Source organism: Pedobacter mendelii (assembly GCF_014635725.1).
Lineage (GTDB): Bacteria > Bacteroidota > Bacteroidia > Sphingobacteriales > Sphingobacteriaceae > Pedobacter > Pedobacter mendelii.
This window is the reverse complement of sequence record NZ_BMDJ01000002.1, coordinates 198,075-223,269: the sequence shown is the minus strand read 5'-3', so window position 1 is coordinate 223,269 and position 25,195 is coordinate 198,075. Positions and strand designations below refer to the sequence as shown.

At 33.2% G+C, this 25,195-nt stretch carries 26 protein-coding genes; 16 read left to right on the top strand and 10 right to left on the bottom strand.

Features of this window, described 5'->3' with window-relative positions; genetic code table 11:
• Nucleotides 1-76: 76 nt before the first annotated feature.
• Nucleotides 77-439: an alpha/beta fold hydrolase gene (locus IEV50_RS04460; protein ID WP_188412045.1), complete on the top strand. Its 363-nt coding sequence runs from the start codon at nucleotides 77-79 to the stop codon at nucleotides 437-439.
• A gap of 194 nt (nucleotides 440-633) precedes the next feature.
• Here IEV50_RS04460 and map read toward each other — a convergent pair whose 3' ends face one another.
• Both map and IEV50_RS04450 read right to left on the bottom strand, forming a co-directional pair.
• Nucleotides 634-1,431, bottom strand: a complete 798-nt coding sequence (gene map, locus IEV50_RS04455) for a type I methionyl aminopeptidase (RefSeq protein WP_188412044.1) — start codon at nucleotides 1,429-1,431, stop codon at nucleotides 634-636.
• An 88-nt stretch (nucleotides 1,432-1,519) separates the two neighbouring features.
• Nucleotides 1,520-1,909, bottom strand: a complete 390-nt coding sequence (locus IEV50_RS04450) for a DUF6680 family protein (protein WP_188412043.1) — start codon at nucleotides 1,907-1,909, stop codon at nucleotides 1,520-1,522.
• Between the two features lie 82 nt (nucleotides 1,910-1,991).
• Here IEV50_RS04450 and IEV50_RS04445 point away from each other — a divergent pair, with 82 nt between their 5' ends.
• Entirely contained in the window at nucleotides 1,992-2,165 is a 174-nt protein-coding gene (locus tag IEV50_RS04445) for a hypothetical protein (RefSeq protein WP_188412042.1), read from the top strand.
• A gap of 8 nt (nucleotides 2,166-2,173) precedes the next feature.
• Here IEV50_RS04445 and IEV50_RS04440 read toward each other — a convergent pair whose 3' ends face one another.
• From IEV50_RS04440 to IEV50_RS04430, 3 genes are all read right to left on the bottom strand, one after another.
• Entirely contained in the window at nucleotides 2,174-2,458 is a 285-nt protein-coding gene (locus IEV50_RS04440) for a hypothetical protein (RefSeq protein ID WP_188412041.1), read from the bottom strand.
• Between the two features lie 76 nt (nucleotides 2,459-2,534).
• Nucleotides 2,535-2,699 (bottom strand): hypothetical protein, encoded by a 165-nt coding sequence (locus tag IEV50_RS04435; protein ID WP_188412040.1) that lies wholly within the window; start codon nucleotides 2,697-2,699, stop codon nucleotides 2,535-2,537.
• A 4-nt stretch (nucleotides 2,700-2,703) separates the two neighbouring features.
• Nucleotides 2,704-3,633: an IS1595 family transposase gene (locus tag IEV50_RS04430; protein ID WP_188412039.1), complete on the bottom strand. Its 930-nt coding sequence runs from the start codon at nucleotides 3,631-3,633 to the stop codon at nucleotides 2,704-2,706.
• A gap of 197 nt (nucleotides 3,634-3,830) precedes the next feature.
• On the opposite strand from IEV50_RS04430, the gene IEV50_RS04425 reads away from it, so the two are divergent.
• Both IEV50_RS04425 and IEV50_RS04420 read left to right on the top strand, forming a co-directional pair.
• Entirely contained in the window at nucleotides 3,831-4,133 is a 303-nt protein-coding gene (locus IEV50_RS04425; protein ID WP_188412038.1) for a hypothetical protein, read from the top strand.
• Nucleotides 4,120-4,797, top strand: coding sequence for a hypothetical protein (locus IEV50_RS04420; RefSeq protein ID WP_188412037.1), 678 nt, complete (start codon nucleotides 4,120-4,122; stop codon nucleotides 4,795-4,797). Before IEV50_RS04425 ends, IEV50_RS04420 begins: the two co-directional genes overlap by 14 nt.
• Before the next feature lie 68 nt (nucleotides 4,798-4,865).
• On the opposite strand, the gene IEV50_RS04415 is transcribed toward IEV50_RS04420, so the two are convergent.
• Together IEV50_RS04415 and IEV50_RS04410 are read right to left on the bottom strand one after the other, a co-directional pair.
• A complete protein-coding gene (locus tag IEV50_RS04415; RefSeq protein WP_188412036.1) occupies nucleotides 4,866-5,087 on the bottom strand; it encodes a hypothetical protein in 222 nt (73 codons plus the stop codon).
• On the bottom strand, nucleotides 5,074-5,835 hold the full coding sequence (locus IEV50_RS04410) for a TIR domain-containing protein (RefSeq protein WP_188412035.1): 762 nt from the start codon (nucleotides 5,833-5,835) through the stop codon (nucleotides 5,074-5,076). The genes IEV50_RS04415 and IEV50_RS04410 overlap by 14 nt, the downstream gene beginning before the upstream one ends.
• 107 nt (nucleotides 5,836-5,942) lie before the next feature.
• Between IEV50_RS04410 and IEV50_RS04405 the strand changes: the two genes are divergently transcribed.
• Nucleotides 5,943-6,281 carry a hypothetical protein gene (locus IEV50_RS04405; RefSeq protein WP_188412034.1) on the top strand — a complete coding sequence of 113 codons (339 nt, stop codon included), beginning with the start codon at nucleotides 5,943-5,945 and terminating at the stop codon, nucleotides 6,279-6,281.
• A gap of 222 nt (nucleotides 6,282-6,503) precedes the next feature.
• Here the strand turns inward: IEV50_RS04405 and IEV50_RS04400 are convergent, their stop codons facing one another.
• A complete protein-coding gene (locus IEV50_RS04400; RefSeq protein WP_188412033.1) occupies nucleotides 6,504-6,680 on the bottom strand; it encodes a helix-turn-helix domain-containing protein in 177 nt (58 codons plus the stop codon).
• Nucleotides 6,681-6,817: 137 nt separating this feature from the next.
• On the opposite strand from IEV50_RS04400, the gene IEV50_RS04395 reads away from it, so the two are divergent.
• Both IEV50_RS04395 and IEV50_RS04390 read left to right on the top strand, forming a co-directional pair.
• Nucleotides 6,818-7,390, top strand: coding sequence for a hypothetical protein (locus IEV50_RS04395; RefSeq protein WP_188412032.1), 573 nt, complete (start codon nucleotides 6,818-6,820; stop codon nucleotides 7,388-7,390).
• Nucleotides 7,391-7,400: 10 nt separating this feature from the next.
• A complete protein-coding gene (locus IEV50_RS04390; protein ID WP_188412031.1) occupies nucleotides 7,401-7,646 on the top strand; it encodes a hypothetical protein in 246 nt (81 codons plus the stop codon).
• Nucleotides 7,647-7,729: 83 nt separating this feature from the next.
• On the opposite strand, the gene IEV50_RS19730 is transcribed toward IEV50_RS04390, so the two are convergent.
• Complete coding sequence (locus IEV50_RS19730; RefSeq protein ID WP_262890400.1) at nucleotides 7,730-7,858, bottom strand: hypothetical protein; 129 nt, start codon at nucleotides 7,856-7,858, stop codon at nucleotides 7,730-7,732.
• A gap of 330 nt (nucleotides 7,859-8,188) precedes the next feature.
• Here IEV50_RS19730 and IEV50_RS04385 point away from each other — a divergent pair, with 330 nt between their 5' ends.
• Nucleotides 8,189-8,335, top strand: a complete 147-nt coding sequence (locus IEV50_RS04385; protein WP_188412030.1) for a hypothetical protein — start codon at nucleotides 8,189-8,191, stop codon at nucleotides 8,333-8,335.
• Here the strand turns inward: IEV50_RS04385 and IEV50_RS04380 are convergent.
• Nucleotides 8,321-8,878: a hypothetical protein gene (locus tag IEV50_RS04380; protein ID WP_188412029.1), complete on the bottom strand. Its 558-nt coding sequence runs from the start codon at nucleotides 8,876-8,878 to the stop codon at nucleotides 8,321-8,323. The two genes, IEV50_RS04385 and IEV50_RS04380, sit on opposite strands and share 15 nt — an antisense overlap.
• 287 nt (nucleotides 8,879-9,165) lie before the next feature.
• Between IEV50_RS04380 and IEV50_RS04375 the strand changes: the two genes are divergently transcribed.
• The 8 genes from IEV50_RS04375 to IEV50_RS04340 all read left to right on the top strand — a co-directional run bounded on the left by IEV50_RS04375 (nucleotide 9,166) and on the right by IEV50_RS04340 (nucleotide 25,171).
• Complete coding sequence (locus IEV50_RS04375; RefSeq protein ID WP_188412028.1) at nucleotides 9,166-13,209, top strand: hybrid sensor histidine kinase/response regulator transcription factor; 4,044 nt, start codon at nucleotides 9,166-9,168, stop codon at nucleotides 13,207-13,209.
• Nucleotides 13,210-13,254: 45 nt separating this feature from the next.
• Entirely contained in the window at nucleotides 13,255-13,623 is a 369-nt protein-coding gene (locus IEV50_RS04370) for a family 43 glycosylhydrolase (RefSeq protein WP_229746624.1), read from the top strand.
• A gap of 318 nt (nucleotides 13,624-13,941) precedes the next feature.
• Nucleotides 13,942-15,288: a BNR repeat-containing protein gene (locus IEV50_RS04365; protein WP_229746623.1), complete on the top strand. Its 1,347-nt coding sequence runs from the start codon at nucleotides 13,942-13,944 to the stop codon at nucleotides 15,286-15,288.
• A 1-nt stretch (nucleotide 15,289) separates the two neighbouring features.
• On the top strand, nucleotides 15,290-17,464 hold the full coding sequence (locus IEV50_RS04360; RefSeq protein ID WP_188412026.1) for a glycoside hydrolase family 43 protein: 2,175 nt from the start codon (nucleotides 15,290-15,292) through the stop codon (nucleotides 17,462-17,464).
• Nucleotides 17,464-18,588: a glycoside hydrolase family 88/105 protein gene (locus IEV50_RS04355; protein ID WP_188412025.1), complete on the top strand. Its 1,125-nt coding sequence runs from the start codon at nucleotides 17,464-17,466 to the stop codon at nucleotides 18,586-18,588. The genes IEV50_RS04360 and IEV50_RS04355 overlap by 1 nt, the downstream gene beginning before the upstream one ends.
• A 16-nt stretch (nucleotides 18,589-18,604) precedes the next feature.
• A complete protein-coding gene (locus tag IEV50_RS04350) occupies nucleotides 18,605-19,858 on the top strand; it encodes a DUF2264 domain-containing protein (RefSeq protein ID WP_229746622.1) in 1,254 nt (417 codons plus the stop codon).
• Nucleotides 19,859-20,447: 589 nt separating this feature from the next.
• Complete coding sequence (locus IEV50_RS04345; protein ID WP_188412024.1) at nucleotides 20,448-23,456, top strand: SusC/RagA family TonB-linked outer membrane protein; 3,009 nt, start codon at nucleotides 20,448-20,450, stop codon at nucleotides 23,454-23,456.
• Between the two features lie 11 nt (nucleotides 23,457-23,467).
• A complete protein-coding gene (locus tag IEV50_RS04340) occupies nucleotides 23,468-25,171 on the top strand; it encodes a RagB/SusD family nutrient uptake outer membrane protein (RefSeq protein ID WP_188412023.1) in 1,704 nt (567 codons plus the stop codon).
• Nucleotides 25,172-25,195 lie beyond the last annotated feature (24 nt).

Below are 25,195 nucleotides of genomic sequence, written 5' to 3'. Positions count from 1 at the left end.
TTAGATTTAGTTAATGATAGCGGTTAGGGTGGATGCTCTGCCGCTTAATTAAAATTTAGCTTAGTAGGATTATCAGGTGGCCGCACTAACAGATGCGGGATATAGATGTATTAGTTATGACAGAAGAGGTTTCGGGAAATCTGATAAACCATTAACCGGTTATGATTATGACACCCTTGCCATGCAGGCAACATTGAATTCTACATTAGGTTGTGCTACAGTATTTTCATCAACAGATCTTCGAAGCGATATGGCTTCTATAAATGTGCCTGTATTTGTTATCCATGGAGATGAAGATCAAACCGTTCCAATCAAAGCAACCGGAGAGCAGGCAGCAGCTATGATTACCAATGCTGAATATATTGTTTATCAGGGTGAGCCACATGGGCTTTTTATTACATCAAAAGATCAGTTGAATGCTGATTTGATTAGTAAATAATATTTAATAAACTACGCTTATTTTACTAAACTAATTAGAGGTTGTATCGTAAATAAGATATATTCTGAATATTTTCAATAATTGCCATTTAAGCATTTTATTAAGTTCCAGCTCAGAAAATCTGGAGATAAATTGATTTATGATACCGCCTATTTACTATTAAATATATTTTGATTTGTAGTTAAGCAATAATATTATGCACTAAATATCAAATTAACATTATTTTTTTCTGCAGCCTCAATTGGTGCATAATCTGATAAAATAAATGCTTTTCCTTTTTTAATACATACATCATGCTCAAAATGAACTGAAGGTTTACCATCTGCAGTTTTAACCGTCCATCCGTCTTTTTCGATAAATACATCTTTTTTTCCAAGATTAATCATCGGTTCGATGGCTAATACAAGGTTTTCTTTAAGTAGTAATCCAGATCCTCGTTTTCCATAATTAGGTACTTGTGGGTCTTCATGCATGCTTTTTCCTAATCCATGGCCTACGAAATCTCTTACCACGCTAAAACCCTGCTTTTCATTATGATTTTGAATAGCAAAACCAATATCTCCTAATCGTTTACCAACAATTGCTTCTTCTATCCCTATAAAAAGTGATTCTTTTGTTGTTTTAACAAGCTTTAAAACTTCTTCGCTCGCATCACCAATTACGAACGTGTAGGCATGGTCGCCGTGATATTCATTTTTAATTACGCCAACATCAACGGTAATAATATCGCCATCTTTTAACGTTTCACTACCAGGAAAGCCATGTACAACTACATCATTAACCGAAGTAATAATATGATGGGGGAAGCCATTATAATTATAGAATGATGGTACTGCACCATTATCTAAAATAAATTCATTCGCTAATTTGTCAATTTCGATAGTAGCTAAACCCGGGCGTAGTATTTTAGCGATTTCTGAAAGAGTTTCGCTTACCAAAAGTGCACTGATTCGCATCAGTTCTACTTGTTCATCAGTTTTGTAAAAAATCATTGGTGCAAAACTACTAATAAGTTTTTAAAAGCTTTTATAGTTGAATGGTTAGAAATATTTTTGGTAACTCTTACTGAAATGGGACAAGTTAATTTTTAGGATTGAAGGTTATTAGATAATATTTGTCATCAATATCTTTAACCTCCATATTTAGATGTTTAAGCATTGCTTTAATCACCATTAACAGATTTCGATTTGAGGTATCCAAATCACAATTTCTAGTCATAATGCAATCATTGAAAATACAAAATTTTTCTATAACAGCGTTGTCATCATTAAACGCAAAAATAATTGAGTTAAGAGCCTTTGTAAATTCATCACCTTTCAGGTCATTTCTGTTGGCTATTAATTGCAAACAAATGTCCCTTTTGAATTTTATTCTCTCATGTTTAATAAAAAATCTATTTGATATAATCACCCCAACTAAGCCTGATGCTAATGAAGTTACTACTATAAATAAAACATTTAGTGTTTCCATCTAAATAAAATTTCGCTATGAATTAAAAATAAGGTACATAAATCAACAGTTCTAATTTATCTTAAAGCTAAAAAGTATTAATATGAAAAAATTAGGACGAATAGAAGTAGAAAAAGAATGGAATAGAATTTATGATACATTTGTAGCAGAAATGCAAACGTTATATAAGAAAACTAAAAATAATGATGCATTTATCATACGAACAGATGCTGGACAGAGCATTGGAACATTAGATATTTATTTTGAAAAGAAATAGCTTTTTTTTTAAAATGGTTCTCCCGTTATTTCAGAATGATTATCTGATACTTCCGTAGCAAATAATCTTTCTATAGTTGCACTACACCTCACAGCAGCATTTAATAACTCCCCTTTTGCTTGTTCAGGAGTTATATCCTGTTTAAAAAGGCAGGTATTTGGTAAATAATGAGATATAGAATTAATATCATAGGTATCATAATAACCTATTTCTTTCATCGCATCTTTTACAGCCTTGTTTTTGCTGTCACCAATATATGGTGTTTTAATGTCATAAGTAATGAGAACAGTCATATTTATTTAATTTAGAAATACCAATATAGTGATTTCTATAAAAAAAATAAGTAATTCAACAAAAAAGGTTCAACGTTTATTCTGAACCTTTTCCTTTATCCTCTTTTTGTTGTTTAGGTTTAATTCCTAAACTCACTTTTACTAAATCTTCAAAAGAAGAATTTATGACTATTTTTTCATTATACTTTTCTTCAAGTTGCTTTTCTTTTTCCTCTCTATTCTTGCCCTTCTTCTTTGACATGATATTATGCAGCTATATCTCGATATGTAATTTGTCCTTGATAAGATAATTTTATAGATTGCTCTAATCGTTCTTTATCAGATAATTTCCTAGTATTATATCTGAAACTAATCTCATCACAATAAGCCTGTAAATGTTTTCTGCTCATGTAATGGTGTGTTCCCATGTAACCCCTTTTTACCCACGTCCAGAATCCTTCCATTCTATTCGTGTTATAAGTATTGGTTACAGCAAATTTGTAATCGCCATTCTCATTATGTTTAACTCTTATGTGATTATAATGTTTATTTAAACCAATATAAGATTTATAAGCATCTGAAACAAAGGTAGCACCTTCTTCAACATTTTCCTTTACAATTTTCTGTAAAGTATTAGCTTCTGTATCTTTAACTACAAATGTACGTACAGTACCTTCATTAGTAACAAGTCCTAAAACTGGGACTTTATCTTTAGCTGCTCTACCTTGAACTCCTTTGTACTTTTTATCAGCATGTCTATTTTTATTTTTTCCACCTACAAAAGTTTCATCAGCTTGAACATGAGAAGTTAATTTATCGTGAGTCATCACCATAAACATGTTTCTGATTTTTCTCAACATAAACCAAGCGGTTTTATCAGAAACACCAATCATTTTAGCGAGTTGCAAAGATGAGATACCCTTTTTAAAAGATGTAGTTAGATACATTGCCGACAACCATGTACGAAGACTTACTTTGGTATGCCTGTAAATTGTTCCAGAAGTTACGGTGAATTTTTTGTGGCAATGCTTATCTGAACATTTATATCCACGATTAGTTTTATAGGCGTTGGTGCAACCACAATGTGGGCAAGAAGGTGTATCACCCCATAGATGATATTCTAAATATTTAACACAAATTTGTTCATCTTTAAAATAATCTAAAAATTGAGAGTAAGATTTAAATTCATTAAACATGACACAAATATAGCAAAACTTTTAGGAAATTCAAAATAAAATTTATAAAGTTTTCCTGTATTTATGCAAAAATGCACAACTTATCGCAGCAAAACGAACTTTGTAAGTTTTCGTATTATTACACATATTAAATAGTAATGACATTTTATAAATGATTTATCCTATTTTAGATTAAATTTATTTGGAAAATTAATTCTATGGCTAGAAATAGCAATCAATCTTATTTTGGCATTATAGTAATTGGAGTCGAGAAATTTATCATGTCGATGATAGGCTTTTTAGGTTTTATTATAGTTGCCACTTTTTTTGTTGTAAAATTCTATTGTAGGCAGGAATTTTTGGAGGAACTACACACTAAAGAGAGGGAATGTGATAGTTCAAAGGCGGCACTACAATCAAAAATTGATGCTTATGAAAACACTAAAAATATCGTTACTAAAGATGAACTAAAACAGTTTGAAGAAAATTTAATTAAAACTATAAGCAATGGAAAGAAATAAAAAGATGAGCAAAGCGAAGCTCATTGAGCTTATTACATTCCTTATATTTATTGGTTTTTTTATTTATTTCGGAATTTCAGTAATAAACGATTATGAAGATAGAATTACAAGGAGAGACCAAACGATTGACAGTCTGCAAAACGAAAACATTAAAACCTATAATTTTTATTCAAAGAAACTGGATTCAATTGTAACAATTGACAAAAAATATTCATACGTTCGAGGTAACAAAGAAGTAAGTATAGCATCTATTGTAAAATCTGCCAATGTGTGGTTCAATGAGAGAGAAAGATTTAAGTTAGAACGGGATGCTTATAAAGCTGATTTGATTAATGCTAATAAGGATTATAACCTTTTACACGAACAATATAATCAGCTAGTCAAAAATTATAACGAAGCCATTAGTAAAGCAAATTCTAATATAAAGGGTCTTAATTCTACTATTGATAAATATCACCCATATAAATATCAAGAATTAGACGCTTTTCGGTCTCAAATAGCGAAATACTATGGTATTGAATATAAGGTTACTAAAAATGTCGATTCTACGGTCACAATTCATCTTATTGGTAATTCGAAAATTGACACTGCACTAAGTATTTATGAGAATTTGAAGCATGATAAAAACTTCCGTATTGATAAAAAGAAAAAGACAATTGACTAATTTTAACCCCTTTACACATCTTCTAATATTCGACAAGATTCAATATATCTATTATTGAATCTTGGAAGCTATATAGATATCTGTCTTATCTTGGGTCGCAAATCATCCTTCTTACCCAATTCCTCTGCTAAAAAGGTATCAATTTGCTTCTCGCCAGATTTAGTAAGCCACCGGCATTCAACCTCATTAATGTGCATATATCTGTCAATGACTACCATCATAATCAAAGTATTGCTTAAATGATAAACCGTATCGCCAATTGCGAAATCTTCTATTTTATATTTCCCCATTTTGTTTATTGAATATTGGTGACAGTTCTCGTGATAAAGCTCCAAACGTAGCTTCAATCATACCCCTTGTGAAGGGTATATAAACTAATCCATGTATATTACTTGGAAGACTAGTGTTTTCTTCATATAACAAACATACATTTCTGAAACCGTATTTTCCCTGAAAAAATCCGATTTCATGCATTACATTTTCTCTTGCTCTAGGCTTATCTTCACCTTGCTCATCATCGCCAGTCATAACTATAATAGCATATCTGCATTTATCAGATTCCTCACCCAACTTTTGCATGATAGTTCGTCCTTGATTAGCTTCCTGGGCTAACTCTAAAGTTTTATAATTCAGCGTTTTTTCGAGATATGCCTGTAACTTATACCATTCAGTACTTTTTCCATGACTAATAAAAATTCTATTTGGCTTATCAATTGTAGTTTCTCCTATTCGACTATTGCTTCTAACTTCAAAAATGTAAGATAAATCTTCCTTAATAGTCCTTAAATAGGAAGATTCTATATACCCTCTTCTTTGACCATCATTAAGGGTATATTGAGCAGTTGGTATTTTTCTCACAGGAAGTTCAGAATATAATTCTGGAATCTCTTTAATCAATTTAGCCCGCAAGAAAATATATAGATTATAATATTCAATGACAATATCAGAATCGTAAGAAAGATTCCTTCTGGATAAAGTTAAACTAACTTTTTTATCTAATCCTGCTAACTTGGCAAATGTTATAGATGAATTATTCATTAAAGCAATATATGCTTTTTCTAATATTATTTTCTAACAGTAACATTATGGTTAAGATTTTTTAAATAGCATTTATAAGTTTTTCATTATGGGCGATATTTATAATCATGAAGAACATGAAAGGATTAAAAGAATTTAATGAAACTTTAAAATCTTTTTTAAAGACTAGAAATTTTGGTGATGGATTTAACATGGATTATAGTAGACATGATGACCCACAAAGGTTTTTCATTTGGGTTCAGGTTCATTTAGATTCACTTGGAATAGAATCAGCAAGATTTGATTTGATTGATGGAGAAATTGTTGTTTCGGATATAAAATATGAATCCACGCTAGGAACAGGAAAATTTGATTTTCCTTACGAAATTAAATACAATTCAGATATACACCAACCACAAAATATCATCGAAATTAAGGTAAACTACGACCCTACTGGATGCGTTTAACGTTCTCTTTTAAATCCATGTCCAAATCTGTTGACTCACCATTGTTTTCAAATGAGCAGTATTGATTTTTGATGTGGTCAAAAATCACAAACAGTTTTTTATTAAAAGTAGAATAATACACTTGATAGCCTAATATCACTTTATACTTAATCAGTTTTGGTGGTTTCTCGGGTTTACATTTATTATTGACCAAGCGAAAATTGTTTACGTATTGATAATTAATCATTCTTCTAAAAGTTTATCGATTGATATATTCAATGCATTTGAAATCGCATAAGCTGTACTAATCGTACAATTGACTTTTCCTCGTTCCACGGTGCTGATTGCACCTAATTCTACATCACAAAGACCAGCCAGTTCATTCATGGTTAACCCCTTGGCTGTGCGGTATTTTCGCACGTTATAACCAAATCGAATAATGATTTGATTGTTCCTTGGATTTTTGGTCGCCATAGAAACAAAAATATTTATATCATATTTTGAAACATGCACGACATGTCATACTTTTGAATAATAAACTATTTAAACAAATCTGTATGAAGAAAATTCTATTTGCTCTTGCTCTCATTGGTATTATATCCTGCAAGAAATCCAATTCAAACTCTAATGGAACACAACCTGAGCCTAAGCCAATTGTATTACACAAAGTAGGCGATAGCTTTGGTGGAGGTATCATAATTAGGGTTATCAGTGAAACTGGTGAACATGGAACTATTGTTTCGCCACAAGACCAAACTACAAGTGGATGTCAATGGGCTGTTGTTGGTAAATCTGGAAAACCTGATGTAGTGGGTGCTAATGGTGCATTAATTAACACCAACAAAATATTAGCATTTTATGGAAATAATGCAAATATCGCTGCTAAAATTGCCAAAGATTATAAAGGTGGTGGTTATTCAGATTGGTGTCTCCCAATGAATGTTGATTTACAAGCGATGTATAAAAACAGAAACTTACTTGGTTCTTATACTAGTCAATATTGGAGTTGTCAGGAAGGTGCAGACCTTAATCCATCATCATCTCCATATTTCTATAGCATGATATATGGAAACTCCTTAACTGGCTCGGGTGGTGCAGTAATTAATGTTAGAGCAGTTAGAGAATACTAATTATAAAGCTATGGAAAATACAGAACAACAGAAAACATATAAATCCTGCGCCATTGTACTTTTATTATTTCTATCTATTTGGGGTGGATGTTACTATATGATGGGGACCAGTGCCGATTGTATCAAAACGTTACCAGATGGTGCGGTAAGGTGCGAATGTGATTTTAAATCCAGTGATGATTGGCAAAGATTTAAAGAAGATACTCATGGAGCATGGGAAGCAGTTGTATTAGATGAAGACCCTTGTAGAAAATAAAACAAATGATAAAGCCCTTGATTCATCATCAAGGGCAGTCATAAATTTTTCATAAAATAAAATTAAACATCAAACTAAATAGACTACTTCTTCTTTGGAGTAGGGTATTTAATCTTTTCTACTTCTGTAGTTCTGGGGTGTTTAATTGTTTCCTTAATAGGAACAAATTGTCCATTACCAGAATCTCTACCAACTTTTCTTACAGTTGCCATGGCATATTGTATAATTTCAGAGTTTATTCTCTGCAAGTACAAATATACATTCAGCTAATATATTTAGTTATATGAATTTATTAACATTCTATCGGTCAATACATTACTAACAATCATAGTAATGTCATAAGCCACCTAAAATTTTTTTAACTCATTGTTAAACAGCTATTTTAAAAATTAAAAGAGTGTTAACAAGTTATTTTAATTAGCTATTAATCAATACTTTACGGTTTCCCGTAATTATTGAAAATCCTGATAGTTACAAAACCATAATCTTTAAACCACAATTAGATAAAATTAACCTATCTTTAGATAACATAATCTAATAAAATGAATTTAAACTATCCAGACCCAGAAGAAAATCCAATTCCATCAGATGATAATGACTCTGGTTGGACAAGTATTCCTTCGGATGAACATGATTATATCGTAAAAGGTGATACGGAACCGAAAGGAATGTGCTTAGATGAAGACTAACACTAAATAAGTCAATAAAAATATTGCTGGTATGGCTGCTAGGATATATATACCATTCCTATAAATCAACCACTTTTTATTATTTATTATCATATTTTCTTCTATTCGTGTTTGATACCTTTCTATTTCGGAAGATAGTATAAATACGACTCTTTTTTCATCAGGTATATTCTTTTGGAAAAAATGGTCAACAAAAATTTTACGGGGTTGAGAACCTAATGCCATATAGGTTGTAGGTTTAATATTTTTTACCAAATAAATCCCACCTAAAATAAGGTATAAAATTAAAAACCAAACAGTATCACATATATTATTCTTTCCAAAACCTTCATCAATTTTAGAAATATTAAACCCAACCAATCCAGTTAAAATAGTAATTAAAAGAGCCAAAAGTGTGTTTGTTCTTTCAATTATGGTTTTATGAGCATCGATAACATCTACAAGAAATTTTTCTGCCTGTTCAAATATAAATCTTGCATCTTCTAATGTAAGCTTCTTTTTATTTTCAATATTTGCAACCCATGTTTGAGTTATTTCTGCCATAACTATTATTTTTATAAAAAACAATATAGTTATACCAGACCAGATATTCTATTACTTGAAATTTAATAATTACGGTATATCTTTATTTTGTCCCATTTCAGTAAGAGTTACCTTATTTTTTATTAAAATAACAAAAGCACTAAAAATTATGCACATCAATTTCGAACTTAAAAACAAAATAATTATTTTTATTAACGTTAATAATACGTTTATTGGTTTTAATCGGTTCCACTTCAATAAAAGTTGTATATTCGTTTATACCAAATATCTTCCTCTCTTATTATTTTATGCCTTTTGCTCACAAGATTTTAATTGGTTTTGCAACATATTTATGCCTGAGCGTAAGTTTCTGCTTTTCACAATTTCCAGTCTCAATAAAATATCTTGGCGTAGAAAGTGGTCTTTCTAACAATACGGTAAATTCACTTTATTTAGATAGTTTTGGGTTTATGTGGATGGGTACTTATGATGGCCTTAACCGATACGATGGCTACAATTTTAAGGTTTTCAGAAACAGCCATAATATCGAAAATTCTTTGATAAATAACCACATTACAGTTTTAAATGGAGATAATCAGAATAGAATTTGGATTGGTACTCAAAAGGGTATATGCTACTACAGTTACGCAGATTCGAAATTTCATAAATTGCTATTCTATGAAAACGGAAAGCAAAATACATTAACGGCATCAGTTAATTCCATCGCAATTAATCAAACCGGGTTGGTATATATATCAACAGATGAAAGTGGGCTTTTTGAATTTAAAAAAGGAACCAATATTGCCAATAAAATAATATTTAAGAAAAATAAAGATTATAATATAAAAGCGCTTTGTTTAGCTAAAGACGGAACATTATGGCTTTATATTAAAGATTTTGGCTTGTGCAGATACAATTCTGCAAAGGGTACAATGAAGCTTGTTAAGCCAGAATTAAAAAATGTAAGTAAAATTATCAGTGGTGAGGATAATATATTATGGATTGGTACCGAAAAAGGCCTTTATAAATATGATATTCTGGCTAATGCTTTAAATAAGCCTGAAGAATACCCAAATAGCGATAACATAATGAATTTGTTGCTGGACAGGCATAAGAAACTATGGATATCTACTGATGGCTCGGGGATTTATGTTTTTGATACTCAAAATAAAAAAATAAATCATTTATCGGCAGGTAAAGAGAAAGGTTTGCTCAGCAGTAATTCTGTGGCACAGGTTTACGAAGATAAAGAATCTAGAAAATGGATTGCTACTTTAAGAGGCGGTATAAATTTAATTGACCAGCAGAGTACGCAATTTCGAACCATTAAAAATGATGCAATAAAAAGTAATTCGTTAGTCAATAATTTTGTGCTTTCATTTAGCGAAGATGAAAATCAAAATATATGGATTGGAACAGATGGAGGAGGCTTAAGTCATTGGAATCGGAAACAGAATACATTTACTAATTATGTAAAAACTAACGATCCTACTTCACTTAAAAGTAACTTTATAACCAGTATTTTAAATGATGCGGAAAATAATATCTGGATTTCGAGTTTTAGCGGAGGTATCGATCGGTTTGATAAAAGAACTCAAAAATTCATTCACTACAACTGTTACAACAACATTAAAGGAGTAGAAGAAGCCAATATATGGAAGCTTTTTCAGGATAAAGATAAAAACTTGTGGGCAGGAACAACAAGAGGTGGAGCGCTTTACAAATACAATAAGCAAAGTGATAAATTTGATCTTTTTGATAATAACCTTAAAGATATTCATGCATTATTTCAGGATGGGGAAGGTAATTTTTGGGCAGGTAACTATACTCAATTAATTAAAATAGACCCCGTTAACAAGTTGCATGAATTTATAGAAGTTAATTTAGCCATAAGAACAATTAATCAAGACTCGAAGAAACGTTTATGGATAGGTACTGAAGGCGGTGGATTACTACAGTTTGATACAAGAACTAAAAAAATTAAAAAATATACCGAACGTGATGGATTGCCAAGCAGCTCAATTCTAAATATTTTAATCGATTCAAAAGATAATCTTTGGTGCAGCACCTATAACGGCTTATCTAAATTTGATATAAAAGAAAAAACTTTTAAAAATTACTTTACATCTGATGGTTTACAAAGTAATCAATTTAATTATAACGCGGCCTTAAAACTTAAAGATGGCGCATTTTTATTTGGTGGGATTAACGGGTTTAACCTATTTTATCCTGATAGCATAAAGGAAAATAAACGTATCCCAAAAATTGTGCTTACCGATTTCAGGATTAATAATATTCCGCTTGATCTGGATTCAAATTATAAAAACATATCAATCGTTAATCTGCAAAAAATTTCTGTTCCTTATAATTCTTCGATAACCATTAATTATGCCGCCATAGAATTTTCATTTCAAGAACAGATTTCTTATTCTTATTATTTAGAAGGATGGGATAGAGGTTGGAATGATGTAAATAAACTTACTACCGCATATTATTCTAGATTAAACGAGGGCGAATATAAGTTGCATATAAAAAGTACCGATACAGAGGGCTCCTGGAGTAATAATGAAAAGGTAATTATAATTAAAATTCTGCCTCCATGGTATCGAAGCTGGTGGGCATACGTAATTTATCTAATTGTATTTTCGGTAGGCTATTATGTTTTGCAAACTTATAGAAACAGACAGCGCAATCTTAAACACGAAGTTGAACTCACGAATCTAAAAATGGAGCGTGAAAAAGATTTAAATGAAAAGAAACTTAATTTTTTTACCAATATATCTCACGAATTAAGAACACCGCTGACGTTAATTGTAAACCCAATAAAGGATATTCTAAATAATAAAGAAGCAGGACAAGAAAAAAATGATTTAAATGTTGTTTATCGAAATTCTAGACGATTGCTTAGTTTGGTAGATCAATTGTTGCTTTTCAGAACAACAGAAAGTGAAAATGATATTTTGAATATAGTTAAAATTAACATTTATAAATTTTCTAAAGAGATTTTTCTCTGCTTTGGCTACCTGGCAAAAAATAATAATATTGAATATAGTTTTGAATGTGATAATGAAGAAGTAAACATTTATGCAGATAGAGATAAACTTGAAATTGTATTTTTTAATCTTTTATCAAATGCACTGAAATTTACGCCAAATGGTGGTTTTGTTAAGTTTAAAATAACAACACTTGATAGTCAGATAAAAATTGAGGTGAGTGATAGCGGACCAGGTATTCCCGATGGTGTTGGAGAAAAACTTTTCGATAAATTTTATAAAGTATTAAATAAAACCTCTTTGAAAATGGGTTTTGGAATCGGGCTTTATTTGGTTAAAAACTTTGTTGAATTACATAAAGGTAAAATTTACTTCTTATCTAATCATGGCTCAGGGACAAGCTTTTTTATCGAAATGCCTTTTGGTGAACCTTTAGAATTTGTTGATAATAAGGAAATGGAAAATGAACTCACCTATGTAAATGAATTGATTGCAAAGGAAGAGTTAGAAGAGGATTTAGCAGAAAAAGATAATATTGGAAATCTGGAGCTTTTAATATCTGATTTACATTCTATTCTTGTTGTAGATGATAATACTGAAATTGTAGATTACATTAACCAGATTTTTAAAGATAATTTTAAGATTTACAAAGCAGCTAATGGCGTTGAAGGTTTGAATACTTGCAAAGAATTTTTACCAGACGTTGTTATTTCTGATGTAAATATGGATGGACTTAATGGTATCGAGCTTTGTAGAGCCATTAAAGAAGATTCAGCTTTAAGCCATATTCCTGTTATTTTGTTAACAGCAGATCCGAATGATGAAATTAGATTAAAGGGTATAGAAGTTGGTGCTTATGATTTTATAAGTAAACCTTTTGATAAAGAGCTTTTTACTGCTAAAATCAATGGAATCATCAGAAACAGAACAAATCTGCAATCGTACTTTTATAATGAAATTACACTTAAATCTGATGCACATAAAGTTTCTCAGGAGGATAGCGGTTTCTTGCAGAAATGCATTAACATTATTGAAAGTAATTTAACAGAAGATAGCTTTAGTGTAAAAACGCTAGCTTCAGATTTAGGTATGAGCCATTCTAACTTGTATAAAAAAATTAAATCTACTTCGGGTCAATCTATAAATAGTTTTATTCGTTTTATAAGGTTAAGGAAAGCGGCTGAATTACTTATAAATACAAATCTTAACATTAACGAAGCCGCTTTTAGGGTTGGTATTAATGATATAAAGTATTTTAGAGAGCAGTTTCAAAAGCTATTTAAATTAACGCCATCTGAATTTGTAAAAAAACACCGCAGAACTTTTCATAAATATTACAACATCAATGCTCTGAATTAAACTTTTTTGCAACAATTAAATTGAAATCCTATTTAAATCATAAAAATGGTAAAACAATTAAAAGCATATAGCTTAGTTATACTTCTTTTCAATATTTACAGTAAGGCAAAAGCGCAGGAGAATATTATTGTTTCAAAAGGTAACCCTATAATAGCAGATAAATACACAGCTGATCCTGCTGCATTCGTTTATGGCGATTCAGTTTATCTATATACTGGGCGTGATGTAGCGCCGAAGACAAAAAATAGTTATGAAATGCACGAGTGGCTTTGTTACTCGTCAGCAGATATGATAACATGGAAAGTGCACAAATCACTGCTAAATGTAAAAGATTTTGCTTGGGATAAAGATGATGCCTGGGCTTCACAAGTAATAGAGCGAGATGGTAAATTTTATTGGTCTGTGGCCGTTTAACATGCAACAGTTAGTGGTAAATCAATTGGGGTTGCAGTATCTGATAATCCAAGAGGGCCATTTAAAGATACTTTGAGTAAGGCTTTACTGAAGGTGTAATAAAAATTAAATAACAAAATGATTTTCCAGTTTTCATTTTGTATGTTGTTTAGAAAATAAATTGAACAATTTCTTAAAAAAAAATCTAATTGTCCGCTGAATTATGTGGTTAGTTAGTATAATCGTATATCAATATCAAATCGTCCCCCTTCAAATATGATTTTCCCCCCTAAGCAAGTCTGTACAATTTCAGTACTTCGGTTAACCAAATATAAAAAATTGATTAATCCGAATTTCAAAACTAATTCTACTACCAGATATATTTTATTTTTATGTCTATCAGTGCTATTGGTTAATTTTACCTATGCACAGGAAAAAGAAATTACCACAATAGCCGAAAATGGCTGGGCAAAAAATTCCGTTAATGCTGTTGTTTTTCGTAAAAATTCATTGGTAACATTTAAAAATTACCAATATGCTGCTTATTATGATGCCGAACAATTTGTTGTTTTAGCAAAGCGAGCAACCGGAGCAAAGGTTTGGCAGTCCAAAAGAACACAATATACGGGTGATGCAACCGATGCACATAAATCGATAAGTATAATTATTGATGGTTCTGGTTTTTTGCATGTAGCCTGGGGTCAACATAATAACAGTTTAAATTACGCTAAAGGCATTTCTGTTGGTTCACTTGAGTTAGGTGAAAAATTATCAATGGTTGCTGAAAAAGAAAATAAAGTTAGTTACCCTGAATTTTATAAACTTCCAACTGGAGATTTACTTTTCTTTTATCGTGATGGTGGTTCGGGAAATGGTAATTTAATGATTAACCGTTATTCTGTTAAAAAAAAATCGTGGCAACGCATTCAGGATGGAATGATTGATGGTGAAGGAAAACGAAATGCTTACTGGCAGGTTGCAATTGATAAATCAGGTGCGCTTCATTTATCATGGGTTTGGAGAGAAAGCCCTGATGTAGCCAGTAACCATGATCTTTGTTATGCAAAATCTTTAGATGGCGGTTTAACCTGGCAAAAATCTACAGGAGAAAAATATCGTTTACCAATTATCGAATCAAATGCAGAATACGCTTTAAAAATTCCTCAAAAAAGTGAATTAATAAATCAAACATCAATGTATGCTGATGCATGTGGAAATGTATTTATTGCAGGTTATTGGAGAGATGTTCCTGATACAGTTCCGCAATATCATATTGTTTTTAATGATGGGCAAAGCTGGAAAGTAAATAACTTATCTTTCAGGAAAACAGCATTTAGTTTAAGTGGAGGCGGAACTAAGAAAATTCCGATTTCCCGACCGCAAATTATTGTTTGGCCAAATAATAAAAGGTATGCAGCCGGAATTTTGTTTAGAGATGCCGAAAGAGGCAATAAAGCTTCTATTGCCATAAATCAAGACATAAAAACAAATAAATGGCAAATTGAAGATTTAACAACGGAAAGTGCTGGCGATTGGGAGCCAAGTTACGATACCGAACTTTGGAAGGATAGAACAATTTTGAACCTTTACCTGCAAAATGTAATACAGGTAGATGGAGAAGGAAAAGCCGAATCTAAACCAACTGCGGTTAAAGTATTACAATGGAAACCGAAATTAAAAAATTAGAATGAAAAATTTTGGAATACAAAACCTGCTTAAAACAACTTGTTGTTTCTTGTTTTGGTTAAACCTGGCTTCAAATCAACTACTTGCTCAAGATAGTGTGGCTGGAAAAAATAAAAATGATGGCTATCTTTTTGTTTACTTCACCGGAAATGATAAAAAAGAAGAAGCAATACATTATGCCATAAGTAAAAATGGATATTCTTTTAATGCATTAAATAACGATGAGCCTGTTATATCATCAGAAAAAATAAGTTCTACTGGAGGTGTTCGCGATCCTCACATATTACGCGGTGCGGATGGTAAAACATTTTATATGGTTGTAACCGATATGGTTTCGGCCAAAGGATGGGATTCTAACCGGGCAATGGTTTTGCTAAAATCGACAGACTTAATCAACTGGTCTTCATCTATAATTAATATCCAAAAGAGATTTCCGGGTAATGAAAACTTACTGCGTGTTTGGGCACCTCAAACCATTTACGATAATGTAAAGCAAAAATATATGGTTTACTGGTCTATGAAACATGGAAAAGACCCCGACAAAATTTACTACGCCTATGCAAATGCAGATTTTACCGATTTGGAAACCGAACCAGAACAACTATTTTTTAGCCCTACAAATGGTTCTTGTATTGATGGCGATATCATTTACCATAACGGGAAATACAACCTCTTTTTCAAAACGGAAGGTAATGGCAATGGCATTAAAAAAGCCGTTTCGGATAAACTTACAGAGGGTTATGTATTACAGGATAAATATTTACAACAAACTACAGAAGCCGTTGAAGGTGCAGGTGTTTTTAAACTAAATAATAGTAGTGATTATATTCTTATGTATGATGTTTACATGAAAGGTAAATATCAGTTTACACGTAGTAAAGACTTAGAAAATTTTCAGGTAGTTGATCAGGCTGTTTCTATGGATTTCCACCCTCGGCATGGAACTGTTTTGCCTATTAACCAATTAGAAATGAAAAGTTTAGTGTCAAAGTGGTATACTGTTGAATCGGTTTTAAAATCGCCGCAATCTAAGTACATCAAAAAGAATAATATCGTTTTGGATAGTGCAGCTAAAAAGCTTTTTCTTCCTGTAGATTATGAAACAGACCTAAAAGATTTCGACCCTGAATTTCCAAGTTTTTCTGGGGTTAGTATAATGCCAAATGGAAAATCAGATTTTTCAAAAGGACCTAAAAAAATCTCAGTCAGCATTGCTGGAAAACCTGCTAAAACCTATGAAGTTAATTCAGGAATAAATAATAATCCGGTTTTAAAAGGTTATTATGCAGATCCGGAGATTTTATATGCCAATAAAACAAAAAAATATTACCTATATCCAACAAGCGACGGATTTACTGGATGGAGCGGAACCTATTTTAAAACTTTTTCATCTACAGATTTAGTAAACTGGAAAGATGAAGGTGTAGTATTAGATTTGGTAAAAGATGTAAGTTGGGGAAAAAGAAATGCCTGGGCACCTACAATTGCTGAAAAGATCATTAATGGAAAGTATAAATATTTCTATTACTTCACGTCTGCGCAGAAAATCGGTGTAGCATTTTCTGATAATCCTGCTGGGCCGTTTAAAGATAGCGGTAAAGCACTAATCGATAAAAAACCTTTAGGTATTAAAGGCGGTCAAGAAATCGATCCAGATGTTTTTACCGATCCAAAAACAGGGAAAAGCTATTTGTATTGGGGCAATAGCTATATGGCTGTTGCGGCTTTAAATCAGGATATGGTTTCCATTGATACCAATTCTATAAAAGTGATAACCATAAATAAAGATTTCCGTGAAGGTACAGAGGTATTTTATCGCAATGGCAAATACTATTTCTTATGGTCTGAAGATGATACTCGTAGTGAAAACTATCGTGTTCGGTATGGTTATTCTGATTCACCAACAGGAAAAATATCTATTCCTGAAAATAACCTGATTTTAGCTAAAGATACTCAGAATGGTATTTATGGAACCGGACATAATAGTGTAATTCAGATTCCTGGTAAAGATGAATGGTATATAGTTTACCATCGCTTTACCCTACCGGAAGGCATTACAATGGGTAGTGCTGCCGGTTATAATCGCGAAGTTTGTATCGATAAACTGGAATTCAATAAAGATGGAAGCATTAAAAAAGTAACACCAACACTAACCGGAATTAAACCTGTTAAATAATGAAGAATAAAACTTATATCAGTATTTGGATGCTACTTTTTATCGCAATCAATTTAAATGCGCAGAAACTACCATCAAAAAAAGAAGTCCTTAGCATTATTGATAAAGCGAATACCTATTGGCAAGCCAGTAATAAACCCGAAGTTCGTTCCTTTTGGGATAATGCGGCGTATCACACTGGAAATATGGAAGTAGTTACACTTACAAAAAATGAAACTTATCGCAAATATTCTGAAGATTGGGCTATTCACAATAAATGGATGGGTGCAAAATCTACAGATAAAAGCCAATGGAAATATAAATATGGCGAAACAGACGAGCATGTTTTATTTGGTGATTGGCAAATATGTTTTCAAACATATATCGATTTATACCACTTAATGCCCGAAGATTATAAAATTGCCAGAGCAAAAGAGGTAATGGAATATGAGATGAGTACTGCTCAAAGCGATTACTGGTGGTGGGCAGACGGTTTGTATATGGTAATGCCAGTAATGACAAAACTGTATAAAACAACTGGTAACACTAAATATTTAGATAAACTTTACGAGTATTTTACGTATGCCAATAGCATTATGTATGATGAGGAGGCTAAACTTTATTATCGTGATGCGAAGTATGTTTATCCGCAGCATAAAAGTTCAAATGGTAAAAAAGATTTCTGGGCCAGGGGCGATGGATGGGTGTTTGCTGGCTTAGCCAAGGTGCTTAAAGATTTGCCGAAAAATGATAAACACAGGCAGGAATATTTATCTAAATACAAAGGTATGGCTGAGGCTATTTTAAAAAGTCAGCAGGAGGAAGGCTACTGGACACGTAGCATGCTTGATGCTGAACATGCACCTGGTAGGGAAACCAGTGGAACGGCCTTTTTTACCTATGGCCTATTATGGGGAATTAACAATGGCTACCTGAATAAAAAAACTTATTTGCCTTCGGCATTAAAAGGTTGGAACTATTTAACCAAAACTGCATTGCAAGAAAGCGGTAAAGTTGGCTATGTGCAACCAATTGGCGAAAAAGCAATTCCAGGGCAAATTGTAGATGCAAACTCGACTGCAAACTTTGGGGTTGGTGCTTTCCTTTTGGCGAACTGCGAAATGTACAGGTACTTAAAAAAATAACCGAACTAAAATACTCATGAATATCCCTATAAAAAAATTATCGCTTACCGTATTGATGCTTGCATGCTTTTCAATAGCTGTATTTGCTCAGCAAAAGAAGACCAATAAAAAGACAGCAGTTTTAAGCGATAGACAATTCTGGCTGCAACAGATGGATAAAATGGTGAAACCGGTTTTGTATAATCTCGCAAAAGATAGTCTACGCATAAATATGCCAAAGGTTACCTCAATCCATATTGATAACAAAGAGCATAGAATTAAAGTTCAGTATGTTGAGGTTTTAGGTCGGGTTTTAAGCGGAATTGCACCCTGGTTACAGTTAGAAGGTGGAGATGCTGCTGAAGTTGCCTTAAGAAATAAATACAGACAGTGGGTAATTCAAGGTTTAAAAAATTCTTTGGATTCGAACGCAAAAGATTTTATGAACTATGATATTGGCGGTCAGCAGTTGGTAGATGCTTCTTATGTGGCATTGGCTTTTGTACGTGCGCCATGGTTATGGGAAAATCTTGATAAAAAACATCAGGAATTAATGATGAAATCTATAGTAACCACAAGAAGATTTAAGCCCGTGTTTTCGAACTGGTTATTGTTCTCCGCGATGAATGAAGCATTTTTAGCCAAATTCGGTTACCCCTGGGATTCCATGCGTGTTGACTATGCCTTACAACAAATGGAGCAATGGTATGTGGGCGACGGTATGTATAAAGATGGCAGCACTTATGCTTTTGATTACTACAATAGCTATGTTATTCATCCATATCTGGCAACGATATCAAGCATCATTGGTACAAAAACTAAGGATTACAACAACATGTTCGAAAAGATTAAAAAACGCAACGAACGTTATGCAATCATTCAAGAAAGATTAATAAATACGGATGGAACATATCCCGCAACTGGTCGTTCAATTGTATATCGTGGCGGCGCATTTCACCATCTGGCAGATATGGCTTTTAGAAAAGCTTTGCCAAAACAACTAAGTCCGGAGCAGGTTCGCTGTGCATTAACTGCTGTAATAAAAAAGACTTTAGAAAATACAACAACTTATAAAAATGGTTGGTTAACTATCGGTTTATATGGCGCTCAACCCGATTTAGGAGACTTTTACAATAACCAAGGTAGCCCTTATATATGTACTAACATTTTCTTGCCTTTAGGCCTACCATCTACAGATGCTTTTTGGGCAAATCCTCCAACAAAGTGGAGTTCACAAAAAATCTGGGCTGGCGAAGATTTCCCTAATGACCATAGTGCTGATTTAAGATAATTTAACTTTTCGGTTTTTACAATATCAAGTATTTTTTAATTAAATAAATAAACTTACTTTTTAAGTTTAAAATTTGCGACTTATTAATAAAAATTGTCTTTAAATATCTATTTCTGCTATAAAATAACAATTTATCCCCTATTAATTACCGTATTACCCCTCATAGGAAGTACTTTAATTATAGTTATTTGTTTTAACCAAATTTTAAAAAGCTTATGAGCAATAACCAAAACAGTAGGTTTATTTTATCTAACATGATATTATAAAGCAAATCGAAAGCACGAAACTAAATAAACTAACCAACGCCTTTTTACAGGCTTAACTTAACTAACCAAATTTGATATGATTAAAAATTTACTATTAAAGATTTTACACAAATCTTTAGCTACCCCAATTTCTATTTCTTACAGTTTCAAGTAAGCAGGAAAGCAAACTTTTTTTACGAAAAACTTAATTACAAGTTAATCTTGATTGAGCAACTGTATTGCTGCTAAATCAACAAGTCACAATCAATTTCATTTGATGTTATGCATGCTTACACCAAACTAAGCGTGTAATATACTGATGTAACTAACCTTTATAACTGATTATGAGTGAAAAAAAAATATTTAAGAATTTTAGGCTGTTCTTGGCCTTGTTATGCCTGAGCTACCCAGGTTTCGCAAATCAGGCTCCACAGCCCTCAAAACAAGACACTAGCCAGGTGAAGCTGATCAAGTTTCTTGTTTTAGATGAAAATGATATTCCCGTAAAAGGCGTAAGCCTTAATAACTTACGAATTAGTTCATCTGTTCAAACCGATAGTTTAGGTATGGCTCAATTAACCGGAACGATAAACGATGAAATTCAAGTTAGCCTTAATGAAACTTTCCTGAGAAAGTACTTAGTTGGTGCAAATCAATCGCAGATTATTCGTGTGAATGGAAAAAATCTGATGGTGATGCAACAGAAAGCAGTTGTATTAACAAATGATATCCTTATTTCGCCAAACATGACTACCGGATCTACCCAGTCTGTGTACAACTCCGATTTGGTGAAGTTCCCGGTAACCAGTATAAAAAATGCTTTGCCTGGAAGATTAACTGGTTTATACACTAATCAAACTACGGGAAGACCTTCAGTTGATGAAGCAAACGTACTTTTAAGGGGACAAAATCCAATTGTTTTAGTAGATGGAATTCCTAGAGATTTAACGAGGATAGATTTAGAAGAGATAGAATCGATAACTGTACTTAAGGATGCTGTTTCTACAGCTATGCTAGGCTTACGTTCTTCCGGTGGTGTTATAGCGATTACAACAAAAAAAGGAATAGTGGGAACTCAACAGATTACGTTAACCGCTCAAAATGGCTTACAAAGTAGCCTTAAAACACCAAAAACTTTAGATGCTTACAATTACGCTTTGTTGTATAATGAGGCTAGAGTTAACAGTGGTGATCTGCCAGTATATACACCGACAGACATAGAGGCTTTTCGAACAGGTTCTGATCCTATTGGACATCCAAATGTAAACTGGCAAGACGAAATTTTAAAAGAAAATACAAAATTTATGCGTTACGACTTGACCTTTAGGGGAGGAGGATCCGTTGCACGTTATTATGTTGGCGTTCAATATCAAAAACTAGGTGGCCAACTGGTAGAGAGTGACATAAATGCATATTCAACTAATAGTAGCATTAGTAACTATACAATCAGGTCTAATGTTGATATCAATTTAACTCCAAAAACTATACTTGGACTACATCTCTTTGGTAAAATTTCGAATAGCAATCATCCAGGGAATTTTGGTACAGATAATATTTTTAATTCAATATTGAACACACCAAACAACGCTTATCCAATTTTCAATGAAAATGGAAGTTACGGGGGAACAACTCAATTTCAGAATAATATTTACGCACAAACAGTAAGTTCTGGTTATAGTTTAAATTACCGGAGAGATATTATTACCGACTTAACACTTCGCAGAAGTTTAGATGAGGTTACTCCAGGGCTATGGGCGCAAGCTTTAGTATCATTTTATTCTGGAGTTTCGGAAAATACAAACCGATCTAAATCTTTTGCGGTTTATAAACAAACTGGAACGGGCGTAGCAGCTACCTATCAAATGTTTGGTACCAATGGAACTCAAGGTAACTCCACTGGAACAGATTTTCAAAATAGACAATCCTATCTAGAAGGTGCAATCGGCTATAAACGTAGTTTCGGTTTAAATAATTTTGATGCTCAAGTTAGGGTAACAAGTGATAATGTAAATAGTGGCAGTGAGTTGGGGTTAAATTATTATGGAGGTTCTGGTCGTGTATCCTACAATTTCGATGAACGTTACACTGCTGAATTTGTGGTAGGGCTTAACAAAACAAACAGGTATCCATCAAGCACACCAATGGGGTTTTTCCCAGCAGCAGGTTTGAGCTGGAACATTACGAAGGAAAAATTTATGCCGAAACTTTCCTGGTTAAATGATCTGAAATTGTTCGCGAGTTATGGAAGGACAGGTAACGATGCCTCAGGATATTTTGTATTTCAACAGTTTTATGTTGGTAGTCCTAGTTCCTATTTCTTTGGAACAAGTGTAGCGAGTAATGCTGCTTTGCGTCAGGATGTGTTGGCAAATCCAAACGTAACTTGGGAAAAAGGCGATAAGTTTAACTTAGGTATAAAAACTAATTTATTTAATAATAAGCTATTCATTCAGGCTGAATATTTCAATAATAAATATTCTGACTTGCTAACTTCTGCAAACTTGTCAACTATTGTAGGTACATCGATTCGTAACCTCAACGTCGGCGTAAATCGTTACAATGGCTTTGAATTACAAATGAATTGGCAACAATCGTTTGGTAAATTCAGTTATTTCTTATCGGGTAATGTCAGTACTTTACAATCTAAAGTTGTTTTTCAGAATGAAGTGTTCAGACAATTTGATTATCAAAGTCGCACAGGGTTACCGGTGGGTACACCATTCGGTTATATTGCTGATGGTTTATTCCAGTCGCAAACCGAAATCAATGCATCTGCTAAAATTGCGGGTTATTCGCCAGTACCTGGAGATATAAAATATAAAGATCTAAACAGTGATGGTATTATTGACCAATTTGACCAAGCTAAGTTAGGTACAGATAATCCGTTAGTTTATTATGGTGCTACAGTTGGTTTTTCTTATGGAGGCTTGGATTTAAGCGTTTTACTTCAGGGTGTGGCCAATAGAAACCTGTTGTTGACTGGTAACAGTGAATGGGAATTTCAAAATGGAGGATTTGGACAAGCTTACGAACATAATTTAAACCGTTGGACACCAGCGACTGCCGCTACAGCAACTTACCCAAGAGTAACTGTGGGCAACAATTTCAATAATAATATTGTGTCGTCATTTTGGATGCACAGTGGAAATTATTTGCGCCTTAAAAATGTAGAGCTGGGTTATACAATTGCATCAAAGTTTACTGAAAAACTTAAAGTATCGTCAATTCGGGTGTTTGTTAATGGAACTAATTTATTAACAACTTCAGCGTTTGATCGGGTAGATCCAGAAACGTATGGAGGTGTCTATCCTATTCAGCGTGTAGTAAACGGTGGTTTAAGTGTTAAATTTTAATCGTTAAATAAATGAAAGCGAGAATAATGATTTTCATGATTGCCCTGATATGTATGGCAGCGTGCAAGAAATATGAACAAACACCTCTACAGGGATTGAAAAAAAATAATGTTTATGATCCATTGGATAAAAATGGTGATTATGCAAGACAAGTACTGTCCGATTTATATACTTCACTGCCAGATGGCTTTAATCGTGTTAAAGTCGACGGTGATGTCGTAGCGGGAGATTTTTTAGATGCAGGAAGTGATGATGCATTACCATCAAGATTAAATAAGGTTGTAGAATATTTTACTAACGGCCGATTAAATTCAACCAATAATCCTGATGACAACTGGGAGAATGCCTATCGTTCCATAAGAGCGGCTAATGATTTTCTGGCAAATGTTGATGTGGTTCCTGTTGATGCAAATGCGCCAAACACAATTCAGTATTGGAAAGCAGAAGCGCGCTTTATCAGGGCAATGAATTATTTCGAAATGATTAAACGTTACGGAGGCGTTCCTCTAATAGGCGATAAAATATTAACCCCTGATGATAACTTGCAAATTCCCCGCAATACGTTTGCACAGTGTGTTGATTATATTGTTAGCGAGTGCGATGCAATTAAAACGCTGTTGCGTTTGGAACCAGTGGTAGATACCGACCTTGGAAGAATTACACGTGGTTGTGCTTTTGCCTTAAAAGCCAGAGTACTATTGTATGCAGCTAGTCCGCTATATAATGGCGGTGGTATTTCTAGCGATCCAGTAAAGAAAGCACTAGCTGGTTACACAACATATGACGCTACAAGATGGACAACAGCTTTAAATGCGACACAGGATCTAATTAATTTAAATGCTTACTCATTGGTATCTACATTTAACGGCGTATTTCTGGCAAGAAAAAATACAGAAATCATTTTGGCGAAACAACGTGCTAAAACATTTGATATAGAAACCAATAATGCCCCAATGGGTTATACTACGCCTTTGAGTAATGGTTTTACAAGTCCGACGCAGGAACTTGTAGATGCTTTTCCGATGGCAAATGGTTTAAGTATTACCGATCCGGCATCCGGATATATTGCAAGCAATCCGTACGTTGGCCGTGACAAAAGATTGGATAACACGGTTTTCTACAATGGAATGAAGTGGCTGAATACGAGGAACGTAGAAACGTTTGAGGGTGGAAGAGATAAACCAGGAGGGGTTACCGTGCAAACCAGAACTGGCTATTATGCGAAAAAATTTATGGCTGATTTCTCTACTGCTACAGCCTACAGCACGCAAGATCATAACTTTCCAATCTTCAGATATGGAGGTGTATTACTTGATTATGCCGAGTGTTTAAATGAAGCAGGTAGAACAACAGATGCTTATGCGCCACTTCGTAGCTTACGCGCCAGAGCTGGGATTGTAGTTGGAACGGGAAGCTATGGAATCGCTAATGGCATGACTCAAGAACAAATGCGTACGTTCATTCAGAACGAACGCAGAATAGAAATGGCTTTTGAAGAGCAACGTTTCTGGGATATTCGCAGATGGAAAATAGCAGGTCAACTGCTTAATGGTGCGCTGCATGGAAATAAAATTACCAATACTACACCAGGAACTTTAACCTATACACCCTTTACGGTGGTAAACACCACGTTTAGCCCGAAGTTCTATATAATGCCGATTCCATACGCTGAAATTGTCAGAAATAGGAATTTGGTACAGAATGAAGGTTGGTAAGTATTCGTCAATAAATTAGAACTG

What these genes read in the sequence shown, in the direction of transcription:
- IEV50_RS04450 (WP_188412043.1), bottom strand. Translation starts at nt 1,909, where the DNA reads ATGGAAACACTAAATGTTTTATTTATAGTAGTAACTTCATTAGCATCA.
- IEV50_RS04350 (WP_229746622.1), top strand. Translation starts at nt 18,605, where the DNA reads ATGAATATCCCTATAAAAAAATTATCGCTTACCGTATTGATGCTTGCA.
- IEV50_RS04375 (WP_188412028.1), top strand. Translation starts at nt 9,166, where the DNA reads ATGCCTTTTGCTCACAAGATTTTAATTGGTTTTGCAACATATTTATGC.
- IEV50_RS04405 (WP_188412034.1), top strand. Translation starts at nt 5,943, where the DNA reads ATGAAGAACATGAAAGGATTAAAAGAATTTAATGAAACTTTAAAATCT.
- IEV50_RS04410 (WP_188412035.1), bottom strand. Translation starts at nt 5,835, where the DNA reads ATGAATAATTCATCTATAACATTTGCCAAGTTAGCAGGATTAGATAAA.
- IEV50_RS04420 (WP_188412037.1), top strand. Translation starts at nt 4,120, where the DNA reads ATGGAAAGAAATAAAAAGATGAGCAAAGCGAAGCTCATTGAGCTTATT.
- IEV50_RS04355 (WP_188412025.1), top strand. Translation starts at nt 17,464, where the DNA reads ATGAAGAATAAAACTTATATCAGTATTTGGATGCTACTTTTTATCGCA.
- IEV50_RS04445 (WP_188412042.1), top strand. Translation starts at nt 1,992, where the DNA reads ATGAAAAAATTAGGACGAATAGAAGTAGAAAAAGAATGGAATAGAATT.
- IEV50_RS04415 (WP_188412036.1), bottom strand. Translation starts at nt 5,087, where the DNA reads ATGGGGAAATATAAAATAGAAGATTTCGCAATTGGCGATACGGTTTAT.
- IEV50_RS04360 (WP_188412026.1), top strand. Translation starts at nt 15,290, where the DNA reads ATGAAAAATTTTGGAATACAAAACCTGCTTAAAACAACTTGTTGTTTC.
- IEV50_RS04395 (WP_188412032.1), top strand. Translation starts at nt 6,818, where the DNA reads ATGAAGAAAATTCTATTTGCTCTTGCTCTCATTGGTATTATATCCTGC.
- IEV50_RS04440 (WP_188412041.1), bottom strand. Translation starts at nt 2,458, where the DNA reads ATGACTGTTCTCATTACTTATGACATTAAAACACCATATATTGGTGAC.
- IEV50_RS04425 (WP_188412038.1), top strand. Translation starts at nt 3,831, where the DNA reads ATGGCTAGAAATAGCAATCAATCTTATTTTGGCATTATAGTAATTGGA.
- IEV50_RS04380 (WP_188412029.1), bottom strand. Translation starts at nt 8,878, where the DNA reads ATGGCAGAAATAACTCAAACATGGGTTGCAAATATTGAAAATAAAAAG.
- IEV50_RS19730 (WP_262890400.1), bottom strand. Translation starts at nt 7,858, where the DNA reads ATGGCAACTGTAAGAAAAGTTGGTAGAGATTCTGGTAATGGACAATTT.
- IEV50_RS04385 (WP_188412030.1), top strand. Translation starts at nt 8,189, where the DNA reads ATGAATTTAAACTATCCAGACCCAGAAGAAAATCCAATTCCATCAGAT.
- IEV50_RS04370 (WP_229746624.1), top strand. Translation starts at nt 13,255, where the DNA reads ATGGTAAAACAATTAAAAGCATATAGCTTAGTTATACTTCTTTTCAAT.
- IEV50_RS04430 (WP_188412039.1), bottom strand. Translation starts at nt 3,633, where the DNA reads ATGTTTAATGAATTTAAATCTTACTCTCAATTTTTAGATTATTTTAAA.
- map (WP_188412044.1), bottom strand. Translation starts at nt 1,431, where the DNA reads ATGATTTTTTACAAAACTGATGAACAAGTAGAACTGATGCGAATCAGT.
- IEV50_RS04345 (WP_188412024.1), top strand. Translation starts at nt 20,448, where the DNA reads ATGAGTGAAAAAAAAATATTTAAGAATTTTAGGCTGTTCTTGGCCTTG.
- IEV50_RS04390 (WP_188412031.1), top strand. Translation starts at nt 7,401, where the DNA reads ATGGAAAATACAGAACAACAGAAAACATATAAATCCTGCGCCATTGTA.
- IEV50_RS04340 (WP_188412023.1), top strand. Translation starts at nt 23,468, where the DNA reads ATGAAAGCGAGAATAATGATTTTCATGATTGCCCTGATATGTATGGCA.
- IEV50_RS04435 (WP_188412040.1), bottom strand. Translation starts at nt 2,699, where the DNA reads ATGTCAAAGAAGAAGGGCAAGAATAGAGAGGAAAAAGAAAAGCAACTT.